The following is a 15,787-nucleotide window of genomic DNA, read 5'->3' as shown; positions in this document are numbered from 1 at the left end:
GGTAAAATCAGCCAAATTTCAAACCAAGGATGATTCATGCTGGCTGTGATCCTCTCAGGTGGCTCGGGCACCCGTCTCTGGCCGCTTTCCCGCGAAGCTTACCCCAAACAGTTCCTGCCGGTGGTGTCCGGCGATTCGCTGCTGGCAGAAACCATTGACCGTGGTCTTCAGCTGGATGAGCAGGTGCGTGTCCTGGCCATCACCAACGAGGAACATCGCTTTGTAGTGGCCGCCCACCTTCAGTCCCAGGCGGCCGAACGTACCGCCGGCATTATTCTCGAGCCCGTCGGCCGCAATACCGCTCCGGCGATTGCCCTGGCGGCCCTGGCGGCTATGGAAGAAAACCCGGAAGAACTGCTGCTGGTGATGCCCTCCGACCACGTGCTGAAAAACTCAGAGGCGTTTCGCGAGGCCACCGCTGAAGGCGCCAAAGCCGCGAAAGCCGGCAAGTTGGTCACTTTCGGCATTGTTCCCGATGCGCCACATACCGGTTACGGCTATATCAAGGGCGGCCATTCCCACGGCGCGCACCTGGACGTGGCGGCGTTTGTTGAAAAGCCCGATCAGGCCACTGCCGAAGGCTATATCAGAGAGGGCGGCTATTTCTGGAACAGCGGCATGTTCCTGTTCAGGGCAGATCGATACATCGAGGAACTGGAACGCCAGCAGCCGGACATGATGACCGCCTGCCGGGAAGCCTGGAGCCAGCGCAAAGCGGATATGGATTTCACCCGCGTCGGTGCCGAGGCTTTCCGCAAGTGCCCGGATGATTCCATCGACTATGCGGTGATGGAGAAAACCAGTGATGCGGTGGTGGTACCCCTGGATGCCGGCTGGTCCGATGTGGGGTCCTGGTCCGCGCTCTGGGATATACAGCCCCACGACGAGAACAACAACGTCTGCCGCGGTGATGTGATTACCGAAGACGTATCCGGCTCCTACATTCATTCCGAGGGCCGTTTGATTGCGGCACTGGGTGTGTCTGATCACGTCATCGTGGAAACCGACGACGTGGTGCTGGTTGCCGACCGGTCCCGGGTTCAAGATGTGAAAAAACTGGTGGCCCAGGTCAAGGCGCAGGGCCGTTCCGAGCACCGTTTTCACAAGAAGGTACACCGGCCCTGGGGCACCTATGAAGGCATTGCCGCCGGCGGGCGTTTCCAGGTCAAGCGCATCACGGTGAACCCCGGTGCCTCCCTGTCACTGCAGAAGCATCACCATCGGGCAGAGCACTGGGTGGTGGTCAAAGGCACCGCCACGGTTAACCGCGGTGACGACGTCCTGTTGCTGACCGAAGATCAGTCCACCTACATTCCACTGGGTGTGACCCACAGGCTGACCAACCCCGGTGTCATTCCGTTGGAACTGATTGAAGTGCAGACCGGCAGTTATCTGGGCGAAGACGACATTGTGCGTTTCGAGGACACCTACAACCGCGTCTGAAACTAATGGAAAATTAACGGAACAGGGAGATGTTCTAATGGAAGACTGGCAAGGATGCCTGAACCCCACCTGTCAGAAAGCGCTGCAAAGCGCCCTGGACAGCGTCACCCGCCGTGGCGGCTACGCCGTCACACTGGAAGACTTTCTTCTCGCCATGCTCGATGAGATACCGGACCTGTGCCGGTTTCTTCAGCGTCAGGGTGTCGATCTGGACGAGCTGACCCGCACCATTCAGTGTGAACAACCGATCGTGACTGCCGTGGCTAGCGACAATCTGCTGTCCTCGCAACTGGTGTACTGGTTTTCCAGTGCCCGGGAAATCAGCGGTGCGGTCTGGCTGGAGTGGCCGACTCTGCTTCAGACGTTGGTGCAAAGTTCAGAGCGATTGCAGGAAAAAGCCTATGTTGCGGTGCTGGAACTGGTGACGCATTGGCCGTTTACTCATTCCGAGGATGCCGAAACCGACTTTGACCAGGTATTGGAAGCCTCACCGTTGGTTATGGCCGATGACAGTTGGGCGGCGCTTGCCGAGGATGTCAGCGTCACGTTGGCGGCCGCCCGACGCGGGCTGGTGTGGATCAGGGGCGATCGTGGTAGCGGTAAATCCAGCTGGTTAAAGTTGTTGATTGCACACTTGCCCGGCGGCGCGGTGGAAGTGGATACCCGCAGAGAGGCGGATATTCTGGCAAGCGACCGGCCTGTTGTGCCGACAACAGCAGGCGAGGAAGAGACTTCAATTCCGCCCGCGCTGGTGCTGGACAACGTTTCACCAGCCGACCTGATGACAATGATGGCCACTGAGTTCAGCGTAGCCCGGGAGCTGGTTACTTCTTTTCCCGGGCCGGTACTGATGCTCAGTCCGGAGTCACCGGCGGCATCCTCGGCCGTCGAGTCTCTGCAGAGTCTTCTGGGGCGGGATCTGGAATGCTTTGCCATGCCGGCGACGTGCATTAGCCAAAGGCTTGGGATTCTGATTGCCCATCAGCCTTTGATTGAAAAGCGTTGGCGGATCGAGCTGGCCCCGGGAGTGGCCGAGTATGTCGCGGCCAGCCAGAACGCATGGGTGGCTTCCCCCGGCGCCATGTTGCAATGGGTTGAACGGGCCGCCGCGCGACTGAGTCTCTTTGCAGAGCGGGGTCCGACGGGTGCTCAGGTGCTGGCGGGCAGGGCCGATACCATCAGGCGCCAATCGCTGCTGGCGCTCGCCAGGCATCAGCCGGTGCAGCGACTTGAGGAATCCCTGGAGGTGCTGGCTATTGAGAGGGCCGCCACCGAGGTAACCTGGCACGAACGCAAACAGGAGGGCACCCTGCGGCTTCTGAGAGTCGATGATCTGAAGTCAGAGCTGGAGCGGCGGGTTGCAGGCGATGCCGGCTCGGGCCACTATATCGCCGAGCAGAATCAAATCCGGGAGCTGGACATTGCGAGATCTTGAAATCTACATCCGCGACATCGACCTTTCTTCGGTCAGGGACTGGCTTGCCTGCCATCTTGACCATCTGGAGTTGCCGGTCGATGTTCCGTGCGACAGGCCCGCGAAGGGGCGGGCCAGTTATCGCGGCTGCGATATCCGGGTCAGCGTCTACCCCGGGGCCGGTGGCAAGCGTTACGCGTCAGTGATTATTGAAGGGGACGAGCTGCCCTGGCTTTCGGACCTGGACTGCGCTCGCAACGCCTGGCGTGCGATGGATACGGAAATCCGCTGCAGCGCGGCGGACTGGAAGGAAGGCGAACCGGTGCAGGACGAAAAATGGTGGCGGATTGACCAGCGCGGTGAACAACTGGCGGTGTGGAACTAAAAAGGCAGCCCGGGGGCTGCCTTTTTAGTTACTGCTGTTGAGCTAACGCCACAGGCTGTCAGTCGTCCAGAATGGACACATTGTCTGCCTGCAGGCCTTTATCGGCCTCGACCACATTGAAGCGCACAAGCTGACCCTGGCGAAGAACTCTGCGGCCGCGGCCACGGATCGCGCGGAAGTGCACGAACACCTCGTCGCCGCTATCGCGGACGATGAATCCGAAGCCTTTCTTGACGTTGAACCATTTGACGGTACCCTCTTCGTTGCCCTCGGGGCTGGTGTCGTCATAGTCGGGTTCATCGTCGTCAGAATCCTGGCTCTGGTGGCGCGCGGGTGCCTTGGCCGCTGACCGGGCCGGTGCTCTGGCTGATGACTGTTTGATTTTGGCCGGTGGCTTGGCTGCCAGGAAAACGGTGCAGAAGCCGGCCATACCGAACAGGATCACGGATATCACATAGGCGGCGATACCCTGCGCACTGCCAAGAACAAAGGTGGTGTCGGTGGCAAGTTCGCTGGTTCCGGCTTTAGAAAGGATCTGGAAAAGTTCCGGGGTGAAAGTCACCAACAGAAAACCAAGGATAAAGGGTGACGGAATAGCGACCAAAAGGGCGAGGACGATCGCTTTTGCTGGATTTTGCATGGACTACGGTTTCTCCATTCTTGAAACACTGACGATAAAGAACCGGATCTCGGGTAAACTCGGTAATCCGGTGGTGAAATTTGCCCTGGGGCGGCCTCGATCTGTTTAACAGAAGTGTCCCCGGCAAATAAAAGCGGAATCATACCAGATAAGGGGAGGCGCTGACCAAGCATGGTGCGCACAAGTACGGCAGGCAAGAGCGAAAACACAGAACAGGATCTGGCGGCGCGGCTGGATGAACTGGAAACCCGGATTGCATTCCAGGACGACCTGATCAATACCCTGAGCGATCAGGTGACTCGCCAGGAACTGGATATTCGTGAACTCTGGGAAGCGAAGAAGCAGCTCAATACCCAGCTTAAAGAAGTGTCTTCATCCAATATCCGGAAGGAAGAGGAGGAAACACCTCCTCCCCATTATTAAGCCCAGGGCCGGCCGTCAGGCCAGCAGCTCCACCAGTATCTGCTCGTAGATTTCCGACAGAGTATCCAGGTCAGCGGCTTTCACGCATTCGTTGACCTTGTGGATGGTGGCGTTGCGTGGGCCAAGCTCCAGCACCTGGGCGCCCGTGGGCGCAATAAACCGCCCGTCTGACGTTCCGCCGGAGGTAGACAGCTCCGTTTCGTCCCCGGTGACGGTGCGAATGGCATTCTGGGCAGCAGACACAAGGGCGCCGCTGTCGGTCAGAAATGGCCGGCCGCTCAGGTGCCAGTCCAGGTCGTAGGTGAGCTTGTGGCGATCGAGGATGGCCACCACGCGTTCCTCCAGGCTTTCCGCTGTGTTTTCAGTGCAATAGCGGAAGTTGAAATGCACCAGGCATTCCCCGGGAATCACGTTGCTGCCTGTGCCTGCCTCGATTTTCGTAATCTGGAAGGTGGTGGGCGGGAAGAAGTCGTTGCCCCGATCCCACATCTCGTTGGCCAACTGATCCAATGCCGGGGCAACCATGTGCACGGGGTTTTCCGCCAGGTGCGGGTAGGCTACATGGCCCTGGATGCCTTTTACCGTCAGGTAGCCATGCAAGGATCCCCGCCGGCCGTTCTTGATGACGTCGCCTACACGATTGGTGCTGGAAGGTTCGCCGATCAGGCACCAGTCGATTTTTTCGTTTCTGGCTTCCAGGGTTTCAACCACTTTTACCGTGCCGTTTCTGGCCGGACCTTCCTCGTCACTGGTGATCAGCAGGGCAATGGAGCCGCGGTGGCCGGGATGCTTCTTCACGAAGCGTTCGCAGGCTGTTACAAACGAAGCGAGGCTGCCTTTCATGTCCGCTGCGCCGCGACCATGAAGGTAGCCGTCCTGATCAATCTGCCCGGAGAAGGGAGGATGCGCCCAATTCTTTTCCGGGCCCGTGGGCACCACGTCGGTGTGCCCGGCGAATGCCAGCAAAGGGCCGTCCGAGCCCTTGCGGGCCCAGAGGTTGTCGGTATCCTCGAAACGCATGGATTCGCCCTGGAATCCAAGAGCTTCAAGACGTTCGAACATCAGGGGCTGGCAGCCGGCATCGTCCGGTGTCACGGACGGCCGCTGAATCAGGTTTATGGCCAGTTCCAGTGTTGGCGACAAGCTGGATGAATCAGTTGTTGGCATGGAGTTCTTCATTCAGCTCAATGGCGGTTTTGTGGCTCTTGCACTCTACGGCGCCAGTCTGGCTATTGCGGCGGAACAGCAAATCCGTTTTGCTGGCCAGTTCCCGGGCCTTGACCACTTCCACCAGCTCATTGTTGTCGTCCAGCAGTGCCACCTTGGTGCCCGCTGTGATATAGAGGCCAGCCTCGACCTTGCAGCGGTCTCCCAGGGGAATGCCGATACCGGCGTTGGCGCCGATCAGGCAGTTCTCGCCAACGGAAATGATGATGTTGCCGCCACCGGATAGGGTTCCCATGGTGGAGCAGCCGCCGCCCAGATCCGAGCCTTCGCCGATCATCACGCCCGCGGAAATGCGGCCCTCGATCATGCTCTTGCCCTCGGTGCCGGCGTTGAAGTTGATAAAGCCCTCGTGCATGACCGTGGTGCCTTCACCAACATAGGCGCCCAGGCGAACCCGAGCGGTATCGGCAATGCGGACGCCTTTGGGCACCACGTAATCGGTCATCTGAGGGAACTTGTCCACAGACTTCACTTCAAGAGTGTGGCCTTCGATGCGTGCCTTGAGCTGGCGAGCAGGCAGTTCGTTAAGGTCGATAGCGCCTTCACTGGTCCAGGCCAGGTTAGGTAGCAGGCCGAAAATGCCGTCCAGCTTCAGTTCGTGGGGACGGGCCTGGCGGCTGGAAATCAGGTGCAGCTTCAGGTAGACCTCTGGTGTGCTGGAGGCGGTGTCATCGGTCTCAAGCAGGGTTACCACCACCGGGCGCTTGCTCTCCGCAGCCTTGCCGGCAAGCACCGACTGTTCCATCTGGCCGGTCTGACGCAGGCCATCGGAAAGGGATTTGAGCTGCTCTGGTGTGGCTGAAATCGCCTGGTTGCCGCCCTGGTAATTCAGAACATTCCGCGCGACTTCAATGAGGTCATTGTCGGGAGTGATCAGGGGCTGCTGATAGAATACTTCGAGCCACTCGCCCTGGTTGTTCTGGGTGCCGATCCCGATGCCGAATGCAAAACTCATTGATGTGCTCCTGGATAGTCGTTGTCTGAAAAAGTTGATACTTACCGGTTGAACTGCTCGGCCCATTGATCCGCGCTGAATCCAACGTTGACGCCCTGATCGCTCTCGACCACCGGTCGTTTGATAAGCGAAGGGTTATCTATCATCAGTTGATGGGCCGATTGGGCGTCAATATTATCACGAACCGGCTCCGGCAGTTTGCGCCAGGTGGTTCCGCGCCGGTTGACTAGTGCCTCCCAGCCGAGGGCCTGCTCCCACTGGACCAGGGTGTCGGCACTCAGTCCGTCTTTCTTGAAATCATGAAACTGATAGTCAATGCCGGCATCGTCCAGCCACTTGCGGGCTTTTTTGACGGTGTCGCAGTTGCGGATGCCATAGATTTTCACGCCTGGTAGTTCCTCACGAAGGTCACAATACGTTTTGCGGCTTCAACGCATTCCTCGACCGGCGCCACCAGCGCCATGCGCACCCGGTTTTCCCCGGGGTTGTGGCCGTCCACCGTGCGGGACAGGTAGCGGCCGGGTAACACATGAACGCTCTGCCGGGCGGACAGTTCCCGGGCAAAGGTTTCATCGTCGAAGGGCGTTTCCGGCCATAAATAGAATCCGGCATCGGGAAAGTCCACGTCCATTACCTCACGAAGAATAGGCACCACGGCCTCGAACTTGGCGCGGTAGGCAGCGCGGTTGTCCCGCACGTGGGCCTCGTCTTCCCAGGCGGCAATGCTGGCCAGCTGGTTATGGATGGGCATGGCGCAGCCGTGGTAGGTGCGGTATTTCAGGAAGCCGGACAGAATGTTGGCATCACCAGCGACAAAACCGGATCGCAGGCCGGGCAGGTTGCTGCGTTTCGACAGGCTGTGGAAAACAATGCAGCGGGCGAAATCGTGCCTGCCGATGGCCGCGCAGGTTTGCAAGAGGCCCTCCGGCGGGTTGTTTTCGTTCGGGTAGAGCTCGGAGTAGCACTCGTCCGAGGCCACGATGAAATCGTACTGATCCGCCAGTTCGATGACCCGGGCCAGGGTTTCACGGGACATGACCGAGCCGCTGGGATTGCCGGGGGAACAGAGGAACAGCACCTGGCAATCCTCCCAGACCGAAGCCGGTACCTTGTCAAAGTCGGGAATGAAGCGGTTGGCAGCATCGCAGGCCAGATAGTGTGGCGTTGCCCCTGCCAGAAACGCCGCGCCCTCGTACACCTGGTAAAAGGGATTGGGGCTGACCACCGTCGCGGGCTTCGAACGGTCGATCACCGACTGGACGAGTGAGAAAATGCCCTCGCGGGTACCGTTAACAGGAACAATGTGATGTTCTGGTGTCAGCGTGCCAGGTTCCAGCTGGAAGCGGGCTGTGGCCCAGGTGGCGATGGCCTGGCGAAGTTCATCGGTGCCTCTGGTGCTGGGGTAGTTCGCCAGCTTGTCGAGGTTGTCGGCGATGACCTGTTTCACGAAGTCCGGTGAGGGGTGTTTGGGTTCGCCAATGCCCAGGGAGATTGGGGCAAGATCGGCAGGTACCTGAATACCCGCCTTCAGTTTTGCCAGCTTTTCAAACGGGTAGGGGTGCAACCGGTCGAGATCAGGATTCATGAAATATCATCCAGCATTTTGCAGAGGTCCTGCTGCAGTGAGCGGCAGGCTTCGGGGTCATGAATGGGCTCGCCATGCTCGTCGGTGACAAAGAATACGTCTTCCACCCGCTCGCCAAGGGTGGCGATCTTCGCATTGGTCAAGCGGACGCGATGCTCCAGCAGTACCTGGCCGACCCGGGCCAGCAGGCCAGGGCGGTCCGGGGTGATTACCTCCATAACCGTGCGCTGGTTGACGGTATCGTTGTAGAAGGTCACCTCCGTCGGGAAGGCAAAGTGTTTGAGCTGGCGCGGTGTGCGGCGGTGGATGATGTCGGGGTAATCCTCGGGGTCATCCAGTTCTTCCACCAGCCGTTCGCGAACCCGGTCTTTCCGCGCTGGGTCGATGCCCAGGGGCTTATGTTTTTCATCCAGAACAATGTAGGAACTGACCGAGTAGGGCCCGTTGCTCGAGCTGATACGGGCATCCACGATGTTCAGGTTAAGCTGTTCCAGCACGGCCGTGGTGGCGGCAAACAGGTCCATGCGGTCGTTCATGTAGATGATGATCTGGGAATAGCCGTCGGTAGGGCCACCGCGAGTGTCGCGGATCATCACCAGCGGGTCCGGGTCGTCACCGTGGCGGATAATCGCGGCGGTCTGCCAGGCGATATCCACGGTTGAGTCCTGCAGGAAGTAATCCTCGTCCATGGTCTCCCAGATGCGGTCGATCTGCTCGTCCGTCATATGCTGGGCGTGGAGGATCTCCCGGGCCTCCGCCTGGGTGGCCCGCACCCATTCCTGGCGGTCGACCGGGGTCTGGGAATCGCGCCGTAGCGCCCGTTTTGCCTCGATATACAGCTGGCGCAAAAGCGACGCCCGCCAGGTATTCCAGAGTTTTGGATTGGTGGCGCTGATGTCACAAACCGTCAGCACGTAGAGATAATCCAGATGCACCTGGCTGGGGACCGCCTGGGCAAATGCGAAGATGATGTCCGGGTCAGAGATGTCCTTGCGCTGGGCCGTCATGGACATCAGCAGGTGGTTCTCCACCAGCCAGGACGCGAGCTGCGTATCGCGCTCACTCAGGTGATGGCGCTGGCAGAAGGCTTCGACGTCGATGGCACCCAGTTCAGAGTGGTCGCCGCCCCGGCCCTTGGCAATGTCGTGATAAAGGCCGGCAATGTAGAGGGTTTCCAGCTTAGGCAGATGATGAATCAGCCGCGATGCCAGGGGGTAATCATTGCGTAGCTCTACGCTGTCCAGTTGTACCATGTTGCGGATCACCCGCATGGTGTGGGCGTCCACGGTGTAAATATGGAACAGGTCATGCTGCATCTGGCCAATGATCTGGCCGAATTCGGGAAGATAACGCCCCAACACATTGTACTTTTTCATCGCCGATAGAGTCTGGTCCAGCTCGTGAGGCGTGCGCAGCAGTTCCATAAACAGTGACGTGACGGCCAGGTCTGAGCGGAACGCATCGTCAATCAGGTGCCGGTGCGCCCGCAGGGAGCGGATGGTGGTGGCACGGATGCCTTTGATCTCCGGGTGCTGGGCCATCAGCACAAAGATTTCCATAATCGCGTAGGGCGAGTAGGCAAAGACCTGGTTGTTGACCGCTTCTATATAGTAGTTGCGAATCTGGAAGCGCTTGTTCAGCGGTAGAACGTCATCTTCATCGCCGCCGCCAATGATCGCCTCGTCATAGTACTGGAGAATCACGTCCGTGAGCTCTGCCAGGGCCAGCACCGTGCGGTAGTAGGACTGCATCATCAGTTCGACGCCCAGTCGTTTGCCCTGGTCCCGATAGCCCAACATTTGCGCTAAAGCCCGTTGATGATCAAACAGCAACCGGTTCTCATTGCGGTCGGCAATCAGTTGCAGCCCGTACCGCAGCTGCCAGAGGAAGGTTTCGCCCTGTAGCAGTATCTGGTGTTCCTCTTCGGTCAGGATGCTGAAGCGGGTCAGGTCGGCGGTATTCTGCAGGCCGAAGTGCCGCTTGGTAATCCAGCCGATGGTCTGGATGTCCCGCAACCCGCCGGGGGAGCCTTTGATGTTGGGCTCCAGGTTATATTCCGTGTCGCCATACTTCTTGTGGCGTCCCTTCTGTTCTTCCCGCTTGGCGACAAAGTAGTCGATGTCACTGCTGACTTCGTCGGAATAGACTTTTTTGCTGAGCTCTGCTCGAAGGTCGTCAGGGCCGGAAATGGTGCGGGTTTCCAGCAGGTTGGTCAGGATGGTGACGTCTTCCCGGGCCGAGGCCATGCTCTCTTCAATGCTGCGAACGCTGTGGCCGATGTCCAGCTTCAGATCCCAGAGCAGGGTGACAAAAGCGCCCAGGTCTTCCTGCCAGGATTCCTCGATGCCGCTACGGGTCAGAATCAGCAGGTCGATGTCGGAATGGGGATGCAGCTCGCCGCGGCCATAACCGCCCACGGCAACCAGCGAGATGTCCGGGGATCGGGCAAAGGCGTAGCGGTTCCAGATCAGGGATAGCACACGGTCAACCGTGTGGGACCGGGATCGTACCAGCGCCCGCACGTCCACAATCGCGCCCTTGTCGGTTCCCTGCTGGAAGGCCTCGGCGTCGGCGCGGTATCGCTCCTTTAACAGCTCCCGCGCGGCGGGAACCGGCGAGGTGTCCTGGCTGATTCTGGTTTCAAGCGAGCTCACATCCACCTAGAGCGACTCATCAGGGCGACGTGTAAGAACCTCATGGCCGTCGGCAGTCACCAGAATGGTGTGTTCCCATTGGGCAGACAGCTTGTGGTCCTTGGTGACGACGGTCCAGCCATCCGGCAAAAGTTTGGTGTGGAGTTTGCCCTGATTAATCATCGGTTCGATGGTGAATGTCATGCCTTCTTCCAGTTCCATGCCGGTGCCCGGCTTGCCGTAATGCATAACCTGTGGGTCTTCGTGGAAAACCTTGCCGATACCATGCCCGCAATAGTCGCGGACGACAGAATAACGATGCTTTTCGGCGTGTTGCTGTATCACGTGGCCGATGTCTCCCAGCCGGGTGCCGGGTTTGACCAGCTCGATACCCTTATATAGGCATTCCTGGGTGATCTGGATCAGGCGTTCGGTGCCGGGTTTGGGCTTGCCAACAATGAACATCTTGCTGGTATCGCCGTGGTACCCGTTCTTAATCACCGTAACGTCGATGTTCAGGATGTCGCCGTCTTTCAGGATCTTTTTGTCCGAAGGGATCCCGTGGCATACCACATGATTTACCGAGGTGCAGACAGATTTCGGGAACCCCTTGTAGTTAAGCGGGGCCGGTATGCACTTCTGCTCGTTCACGATGTAGTCATGGCAGATGGCGTCCAGTTTCTCGGTGCTGACGCCGGGCTGGACATGCTCGCCAATCATTTCCAGCACATCGGCGGCCAGCTTGCCGGCTACGCGCATCTTTTCGATTTCGTCCGGAGTCTTGATCGTTACCGTCATTGGGTTTCCCGTTGATTTAAGACAAGCAGCCATTTTAAGGGGGAGTGGGGCGGGGTACAAGGAAACGGCCCTGTAAACAGGCGCCCCGCCCCGATAAATTAATGGAATCCTGTGGCCGGTTTATGGTATAAACGCGCCCGCTGGAAACGATTCCGGCAAATTCGCACACGCGTCAGCACGTTGTCCCAGGGTGCCTGCTTCTGTTTTAAGAAGCCTGGTTGGGTCAATCGGACGTGTGGAGGACTAACCCGAAGCTAAAAAGGTAACTATCATGGCTCAGGTAAATATGCGTGACCTGCTGAAGGCAGGCGCTCACTTCGGTCACCAGACTCGCTACTGGAACCCGAAAATGTCGAAGTTCATCTTCGGCGCCCGTAACAAGATTCACATCATCAACCTTGAACAGACTGTTCCTGCGATGAACGATGCACTGAACTTCGTGCATAACCTCGCCAGCAACAAGAACAAGATCCTGTTCGTCGGCACCAAGCGCGCCGCCGCCAAGATCATCAAGGAAGAAGCACTGCGTTCGAACCAGCCTTATGTGAACCATCGCTGGCTCGGCGGCATGCTGACCAACTACAAGACCATCCGTCAGTCGATCCGTCGTTACCGTGACCTGGAAGCCCAGAGTCAGGACGGCACCTTTGACAAGCTGACCAAGAAAGAAGCCCTTGACCGCACCCGCGAAATGGACCGCCTTGAGCGCTCCATCGGTGGTATCAAGGACATGGGCGGCCTGCCGGACGCGATGTTTGTTATCGACGTTGATCACGAGCGGATTGCCATCAAGGAAGCCAACAAGCTTGGTATTCCGGTTATTGGTGTGGTTGATACCAACAGCGACCCGGACGGCGTTGATTATGTAATTCCGGGCAACGACGACGCTATCCGCGCTATCCAGATTTACGTACAGGCGATTGCCGATACCTGCCTGGAAGCTTCCCAGACAGCTGGCGGTGCTGACGAGTTTGTTGAAGTCAGCGAAAACGCGGAAGGTGCTGCTCCAGCAGCCGAGTAATCGTCAAATCAGATATCGAAACAGTTAAGAGGAATGAACATGGCTGCAATTACTGCCGCAATGGTCAAAGAACTGCGTGAGCGTACCGGCCTTGGCATGATGGAGTGCAAAAAAGCACTGGTTGAGGCGGACGGAAGTGTTGATGCGGCAATCGAAGAGCTGCGCAAGTCGTCCGGCCTGAAGGCCGCTAAAAAAGCTGGCCGTACTGCTGCTGAAGGTGTTTCCCTGATTCGTGTGTCTGACGACAACACGGTCGCTTACATCCTGGAAGTGAACTCGGAAACAGACTTCGTGGCCCGTGACGACAACTTCATGAACTTTGCCAACGAACTGCTGGACGTTGCGTTCAACAACAGTGTGACTGACGTTGAATCCCTGATGGCCGGTGAGCTGGAAGGCAAGCGTGAAGCGCTGGTTCAGAAGATCGGTGAGAACATCACGGTTCGTCGCATTATCCGTGTAGAGGGTCCTGTTGTGGGTGGCTACGTCCACAGCAACAACAAGATCGCCTCGGTTGTTGCGCTGAGCGCCGGTGACCCTGAAGTGGCCCGCGACGTTGCCATGCACGTTGCCGCGGTTAACCCACGGGTTGGCAAGCCGGAAGACATGCCGGCTGAAGAGCTCGAGAAAGAAAAAGCCGTCATCAAGGCTCAGCCGGACATGGAAGGCAAGCCTGCCGAAATCGTCGAGAAGATGATGGGCGGACGGATCAAGAAGTTCCTGGCGGAAAACAGCCTGGTCGAGCAGCCGTTCGTCAAGAATCCTGACCAGACCGTTGGTCAGCTGATCAAAGAGCACGGCGCTGAGCTTGTAAGCTTTGTTCGCCTGGAAGTTGGTGAAGGTATCGAGAAGGAAGAAGTGGACTTTGCTGCAGAGGTTGCCGCGGCAGCCGGTACCAGCAAGGCCTGATCCTTCTGTGCAGGTGCCCGGGCTGCGGCCGGGGCGCCGAAAAAGTCTGCCACGTCAGTTGGAGCAATCCGGCTTTCGTGGCGGGCTTGTATCTGAGATACCCCTTTTTGTGAGGAGTATGTCAGATACAAGCCTGAAACGTCCGTCCTGCCAGACTTAGAAAGAGGGGATCACCATGCCGAAGTCGTCCAATACCCAGCCCAGATACAAGCGAGTGCTTCTCAAGCTCAGCGGCGAAGCATTGATGGGGGAGCACGATTTCGGTATCGACCCGAAAGTACTGGACCGCATGGCGCTGGATATTGGCTCACTGATCGGTATTGGTGTTCAGGTTGGCCTGGTGGTTGGCGGTGGCAACCTGTTCCGCGGCGCCGCGCTTAATGCAGCGGGCATGGATAGGGTGACCGGCGACCATATGGGCATGCTGGCCACGGTCATGAACGGCCTCGCGATGCGGGACGCCCTGGAGCGTTCCAACATTCGTACCCGCGTGATGTCGGCGATTCCCATGAGTGGTATTGTGGAGCATTACGATCGACGCCGTGCAGTCCGTGACCTTAAGGACGGCGATGTGGTGATTTTCTGTGCCGGCACCGGCAACCCGTTTTTCACGACGGATTCGGCGGCCTGCCTGCGGGGAATCGAGATCGAAGCGGATGCCGTTCTCAAGGCGACCAAGGTAGACGGTGTCTATTCCGCAGATCCCTACAAGGATCCGACTGCGGTGAAGTATGAGCGCCTGACCTACGATGAGGTGCTGGACAAGAAGCTTGGCGTGATGGACCTGACGGCCATCTGTCTGGCACGGGATCACAGCATGCCGTTGCGAGTCTTCGATATGAACCGGCCCGGCGCGCTGACCCGCATTGTCACTGGCGAGTCAGAAGGCACTTTGATTGAATAAATCCGGACAGACTGAATAATTTCTGATCAACGAATTCGAGGAAACTGAAGTGATTGACGACATTAAAGCTGACGCCGAGAAGAAGATGAAGAAAAGCCTTGAGTCCCTGCACTCGGCTTTCAACAAAATCCGCACGGGCCGCGCTCACCCCTCCATCCTCGACAGCGTGATGGTGGACTACTACGGCGTGGAAACTCCGCTGAAGCAGGTGGCCAGCGTTAACGTTGAGGATAACCGCACACTGGCCGTTTCCCCCTGGGAAAAGCCTATGATGCAGAAGGTCGAGAAGGCCATCATGATGTCGGACCTCGGTCTGAACCCGTCGAACAACGGTGACGTTATCCGCATCCCCATGCCGATGCTGACCGAGGAAACCCGTCGTGAAATGGTCAAGCAGGCCAAGGCCGATGCCGAGCACGGCCGCGTGTCCATCCGCAACGCCCGTCGTGATGCCAACAGCATGCTCAAAGAGCTGCTGAAGGAAAAAGAGATCAACGAAGACGAAGAGCGGCACGGGGAAGAACAGATTCAGAAACTGACAGACCGCTACATTGCAGAAGTGGAAAAAGAGCTGAAGGCCAAGGAAGAGGACCTGATGGCTGTCTGATCAGCCTTCGATACAGTCAATAAGCCAGTGCTGGCGGCGTAACCGCAGGCACTGGCAGAGCAGGGGATTGCATGACCGCAAGCGTTTCCGCAGAGATTCCGTTATCAGCCGGTAATAGGCCCAGACATGTTGCCATCATCATGGACGGGAATAACCGTTGGGCGAAGTCTCATAAACTGGCGGGCGTATCCGGCCACAAGGCTGGCGTAAAGGCAGTCAGATCCGTTGTGGAAACCTGCGCCCGCCAGGGTGTCGAGGTGTTGACCCTGTTCGCCTTCTCCAGTGAGAACTGGCGGCGTCCGGAAGACGAAGTCTCAGCCCTGATGCGACTGTTTGTTTTCGCCCTGGAACGGGAAGTCAAAAAACTGCACCGGAACAACATTCGGCTGATGATTATTGGTGACCGGTCTGCGTTCAGCGAGTCGCTTCAGTCCCACATGGCCCGGGCCGAAGAGCTTACCCGCGATAACACCCAGATGACGCTGGTGATTGCTGCTAATTACGGCGGGCACTGGGATATCACCCAGGCCAGCCGGGCTGTGGCACGAAAGGTCCAGTCCGGCGAGCTGGCGCCCTCTGACATCACCGATGATCTTATTCAGCAGCATCTGTCGATCGGTGACCTGCCCATGCCCGATCTGATGATCCGCACCGCCGGTGAGCAGCGCATCAGTAATTTCATGCTGTGGCACCTTGCCTATACGGAACTGTATTTCTCGACGGTCTATTGGCCTGATTTCCGGGAAGCGGAAATGGAGCAGGCATTGCACGCTTATGCGGGACGCAAGCGCCGATTTGGTCAGACCGATGACCAGATCGCCAATGCGGCTTCCGAACAATAAC

At 58.1% G+C, this 15,787-nt stretch carries 16 protein-coding genes; 9 read left to right on the top strand and 7 right to left on the bottom strand.

The window, feature by feature from the left end; translation table 11 throughout:
• The first annotated feature begins 36 nt into the window (after window positions 1–36).
• From FPL19_RS00380 to FPL19_RS00370, 3 genes are read left to right on the top strand one after another with little or no spacing between them, the layout of a single operon-like run.
• Entirely contained in the window at window positions 37–1,443 is a 1,407-nt protein-coding gene (locus tag FPL19_RS00380; RefSeq protein ID WP_150909539.1) for a mannose-1-phosphate guanylyltransferase/mannose-6-phosphate isomerase, read from the top strand.
• A 37-nt stretch (window positions 1,444–1,480) separates the two neighbouring features.
• Window positions 1,481–2,878, top strand: coding sequence for a hypothetical protein (locus FPL19_RS00375; RefSeq protein ID WP_150909537.1), 1,398 nt, complete (start codon window positions 1,481–1,483; stop codon window positions 2,876–2,878).
• Entirely contained in the window at window positions 2,865–3,242 is a 378-nt protein-coding gene (locus tag FPL19_RS00370; RefSeq protein ID WP_150909535.1) for a hypothetical protein, read from the top strand. The genes FPL19_RS00375 and FPL19_RS00370 overlap by 14 nt, the downstream gene beginning before the upstream one ends.
• 58 nt (window positions 3,243–3,300) lie before the next feature.
• On the opposite strand, the gene FPL19_RS17760 is transcribed toward FPL19_RS00370, so the two are convergent.
• Window positions 3,301–3,882 (bottom strand): cold-shock protein, encoded by a 582-nt coding sequence (locus FPL19_RS17760; RefSeq protein ID WP_150909533.1) that lies wholly within the window; start codon window positions 3,880–3,882, stop codon window positions 3,301–3,303.
• A gap of 171 nt (window positions 3,883–4,053) precedes the next feature.
• Between FPL19_RS17760 and FPL19_RS00360 the strand changes: the two genes are divergently transcribed.
• A complete protein-coding gene (locus FPL19_RS00360) occupies window positions 4,054–4,305 on the top strand; it encodes a SlyX family protein (RefSeq protein WP_150909531.1) in 252 nt (83 codons plus the stop codon).
• A 15-nt stretch (window positions 4,306–4,320) separates the two neighbouring features.
• On the opposite strand, the gene dapE is transcribed toward FPL19_RS00360, so the two are convergent.
• From dapE to map, 6 genes are read right to left on the bottom strand one after another with little or no spacing between them, the layout of a single operon-like run.
• A complete protein-coding gene (dapE, locus tag FPL19_RS00355; RefSeq protein ID WP_150909529.1) occupies window positions 4,321–5,472 on the bottom strand; it encodes a succinyl-diaminopimelate desuccinylase in 1,152 nt (383 codons plus the stop codon).
• On the bottom strand, window positions 5,459–6,487 hold the full coding sequence (dapD, locus tag FPL19_RS00350) for a 2,3,4,5-tetrahydropyridine-2,6-dicarboxylate N-succinyltransferase (RefSeq protein WP_150909527.1): 1,029 nt from the start codon (window positions 6,485–6,487) through the stop codon (window positions 5,459–5,461). The genes dapE and dapD overlap by 14 nt, the downstream gene beginning before the upstream one ends.
• A gap of 41 nt (window positions 6,488–6,528) precedes the next feature.
• Entirely contained in the window at window positions 6,529–6,873 is a 345-nt protein-coding gene (locus FPL19_RS00345; protein ID WP_150909525.1) for an ArsC family reductase, read from the bottom strand.
• Window positions 6,870–8,072, bottom strand: a complete 1,203-nt coding sequence (gene dapC, locus FPL19_RS00340; protein ID WP_150909523.1) for a succinyldiaminopimelate transaminase — start codon at window positions 8,070–8,072, stop codon at window positions 6,870–6,872. Before dapC ends, FPL19_RS00345 begins: the two co-directional genes overlap by 4 nt.
• Window positions 8,069–10,732 carry a [protein-PII] uridylyltransferase gene (locus FPL19_RS00335; protein ID WP_150909521.1) on the bottom strand — a complete coding sequence of 888 codons (2,664 nt, stop codon included), beginning with the start codon at window positions 10,730–10,732 and terminating at the stop codon, window positions 8,069–8,071. Before FPL19_RS00335 ends, dapC begins: the two co-directional genes overlap by 4 nt.
• The gene (gene map / locus FPL19_RS00330; protein WP_150909519.1) at window positions 10,733–11,503 is read right to left on the bottom strand and encodes a type I methionyl aminopeptidase; all 771 of its coding nucleotides are present in this window, start codon (window positions 11,501–11,503) and stop codon (window positions 10,733–10,735) included.
• A 271-nt stretch (window positions 11,504–11,774) separates the two neighbouring features.
• On the opposite strand from map, the gene rpsB reads away from it, so the two are divergent.
• The 5 genes from rpsB to uppS all read left to right on the top strand — a co-directional run bounded on the left by rpsB (window position 11,775) and on the right by uppS (window position 15,786).
• Window positions 11,775–12,524, top strand: a complete 750-nt coding sequence (gene rpsB, locus FPL19_RS00325; RefSeq protein ID WP_150909517.1) for a 30S ribosomal protein S2 — start codon at window positions 11,775–11,777, stop codon at window positions 12,522–12,524.
• 39 nt (window positions 12,525–12,563) lie between these two features.
• Window positions 12,564–13,433, top strand: a complete 870-nt coding sequence (tsf, locus tag FPL19_RS00320; protein ID WP_150909515.1) for a translation elongation factor Ts — start codon at window positions 12,564–12,566, stop codon at window positions 13,431–13,433.
• Window positions 13,434–13,608: 175 nt separating this feature from the next.
• A complete protein-coding gene (gene pyrH, locus FPL19_RS00315) occupies window positions 13,609–14,337 on the top strand; it encodes a UMP kinase (RefSeq protein WP_150909513.1) in 729 nt (242 codons plus the stop codon).
• A gap of 49 nt (window positions 14,338–14,386) precedes the next feature.
• Window positions 14,387–14,944, top strand: a complete 558-nt coding sequence (gene frr / locus FPL19_RS00310; protein WP_150909511.1) for a ribosome recycling factor — start codon at window positions 14,387–14,389, stop codon at window positions 14,942–14,944.
• 71 nt (window positions 14,945–15,015) lie between these two features.
• Window positions 15,016–15,786, top strand: coding sequence for a polyprenyl diphosphate synthase (gene uppS, locus FPL19_RS00305; RefSeq protein ID WP_150909509.1), 771 nt, complete (start codon window positions 15,016–15,018; stop codon window positions 15,784–15,786).
• The last annotated feature ends 1 nt before the right edge of the window (window position 15,787 follow it).

The organism is Marinobacter halotolerans (assembly GCF_008795985.1).
Classification (GTDB): domain Bacteria; phylum Pseudomonadota; class Gammaproteobacteria; order Pseudomonadales; family Oleiphilaceae; genus Marinobacter; species Marinobacter halotolerans.
Note: the sequence above shows the minus strand (reverse complement) of the source record. Positions and strands in the feature narration are given on the sequence as shown.

What these genes read in the sequence shown, in the direction of transcription:
- dapC (WP_150909523.1), bottom strand. Translation starts at nt 8,072, where the DNA reads ATGAATCCTGATCTCGACCGGTTGCACCCCTACCCGTTTGAAAAGCTG.
- FPL19_RS00375 (WP_150909537.1), top strand. Translation starts at nt 1,481, where the DNA reads ATGGAAGACTGGCAAGGATGCCTGAACCCCACCTGTCAGAAAGCGCTG.
- dapE (WP_150909529.1), bottom strand. Translation starts at nt 5,472, where the DNA reads ATGCCAACAACTGATTCATCCAGCTTGTCGCCAACACTGGAACTGGCC.
- dapD (WP_150909527.1), bottom strand. Translation starts at nt 6,487, where the DNA reads ATGAGTTTTGCATTCGGCATCGGGATCGGCACCCAGAACAACCAGGGC.
- tsf (WP_150909515.1), top strand. Translation starts at nt 12,564, where the DNA reads ATGGCTGCAATTACTGCCGCAATGGTCAAAGAACTGCGTGAGCGTACC.
- pyrH (WP_150909513.1), top strand. Translation starts at nt 13,609, where the DNA reads ATGCCGAAGTCGTCCAATACCCAGCCCAGATACAAGCGAGTGCTTCTC.
- FPL19_RS17760 (WP_150909533.1), bottom strand. Translation starts at nt 3,882, where the DNA reads ATGCAAAATCCAGCAAAAGCGATCGTCCTCGCCCTTTTGGTCGCTATT.
- uppS (WP_150909509.1), top strand. Translation starts at nt 15,016, where the DNA reads ATGACCGCAAGCGTTTCCGCAGAGATTCCGTTATCAGCCGGTAATAGG.
- rpsB (WP_150909517.1), top strand. Translation starts at nt 11,775, where the DNA reads ATGGCTCAGGTAAATATGCGTGACCTGCTGAAGGCAGGCGCTCACTTC.
- map (WP_150909519.1), bottom strand. Translation starts at nt 11,503, where the DNA reads ATGACGGTAACGATCAAGACTCCGGACGAAATCGAAAAGATGCGCGTA.
- FPL19_RS00360 (WP_150909531.1), top strand. Translation starts at nt 4,054, where the DNA reads ATGGTGCGCACAAGTACGGCAGGCAAGAGCGAAAACACAGAACAGGAT.
- FPL19_RS00380 (WP_150909539.1), top strand. Translation starts at nt 37, where the DNA reads ATGCTGGCTGTGATCCTCTCAGGTGGCTCGGGCACCCGTCTCTGGCCG.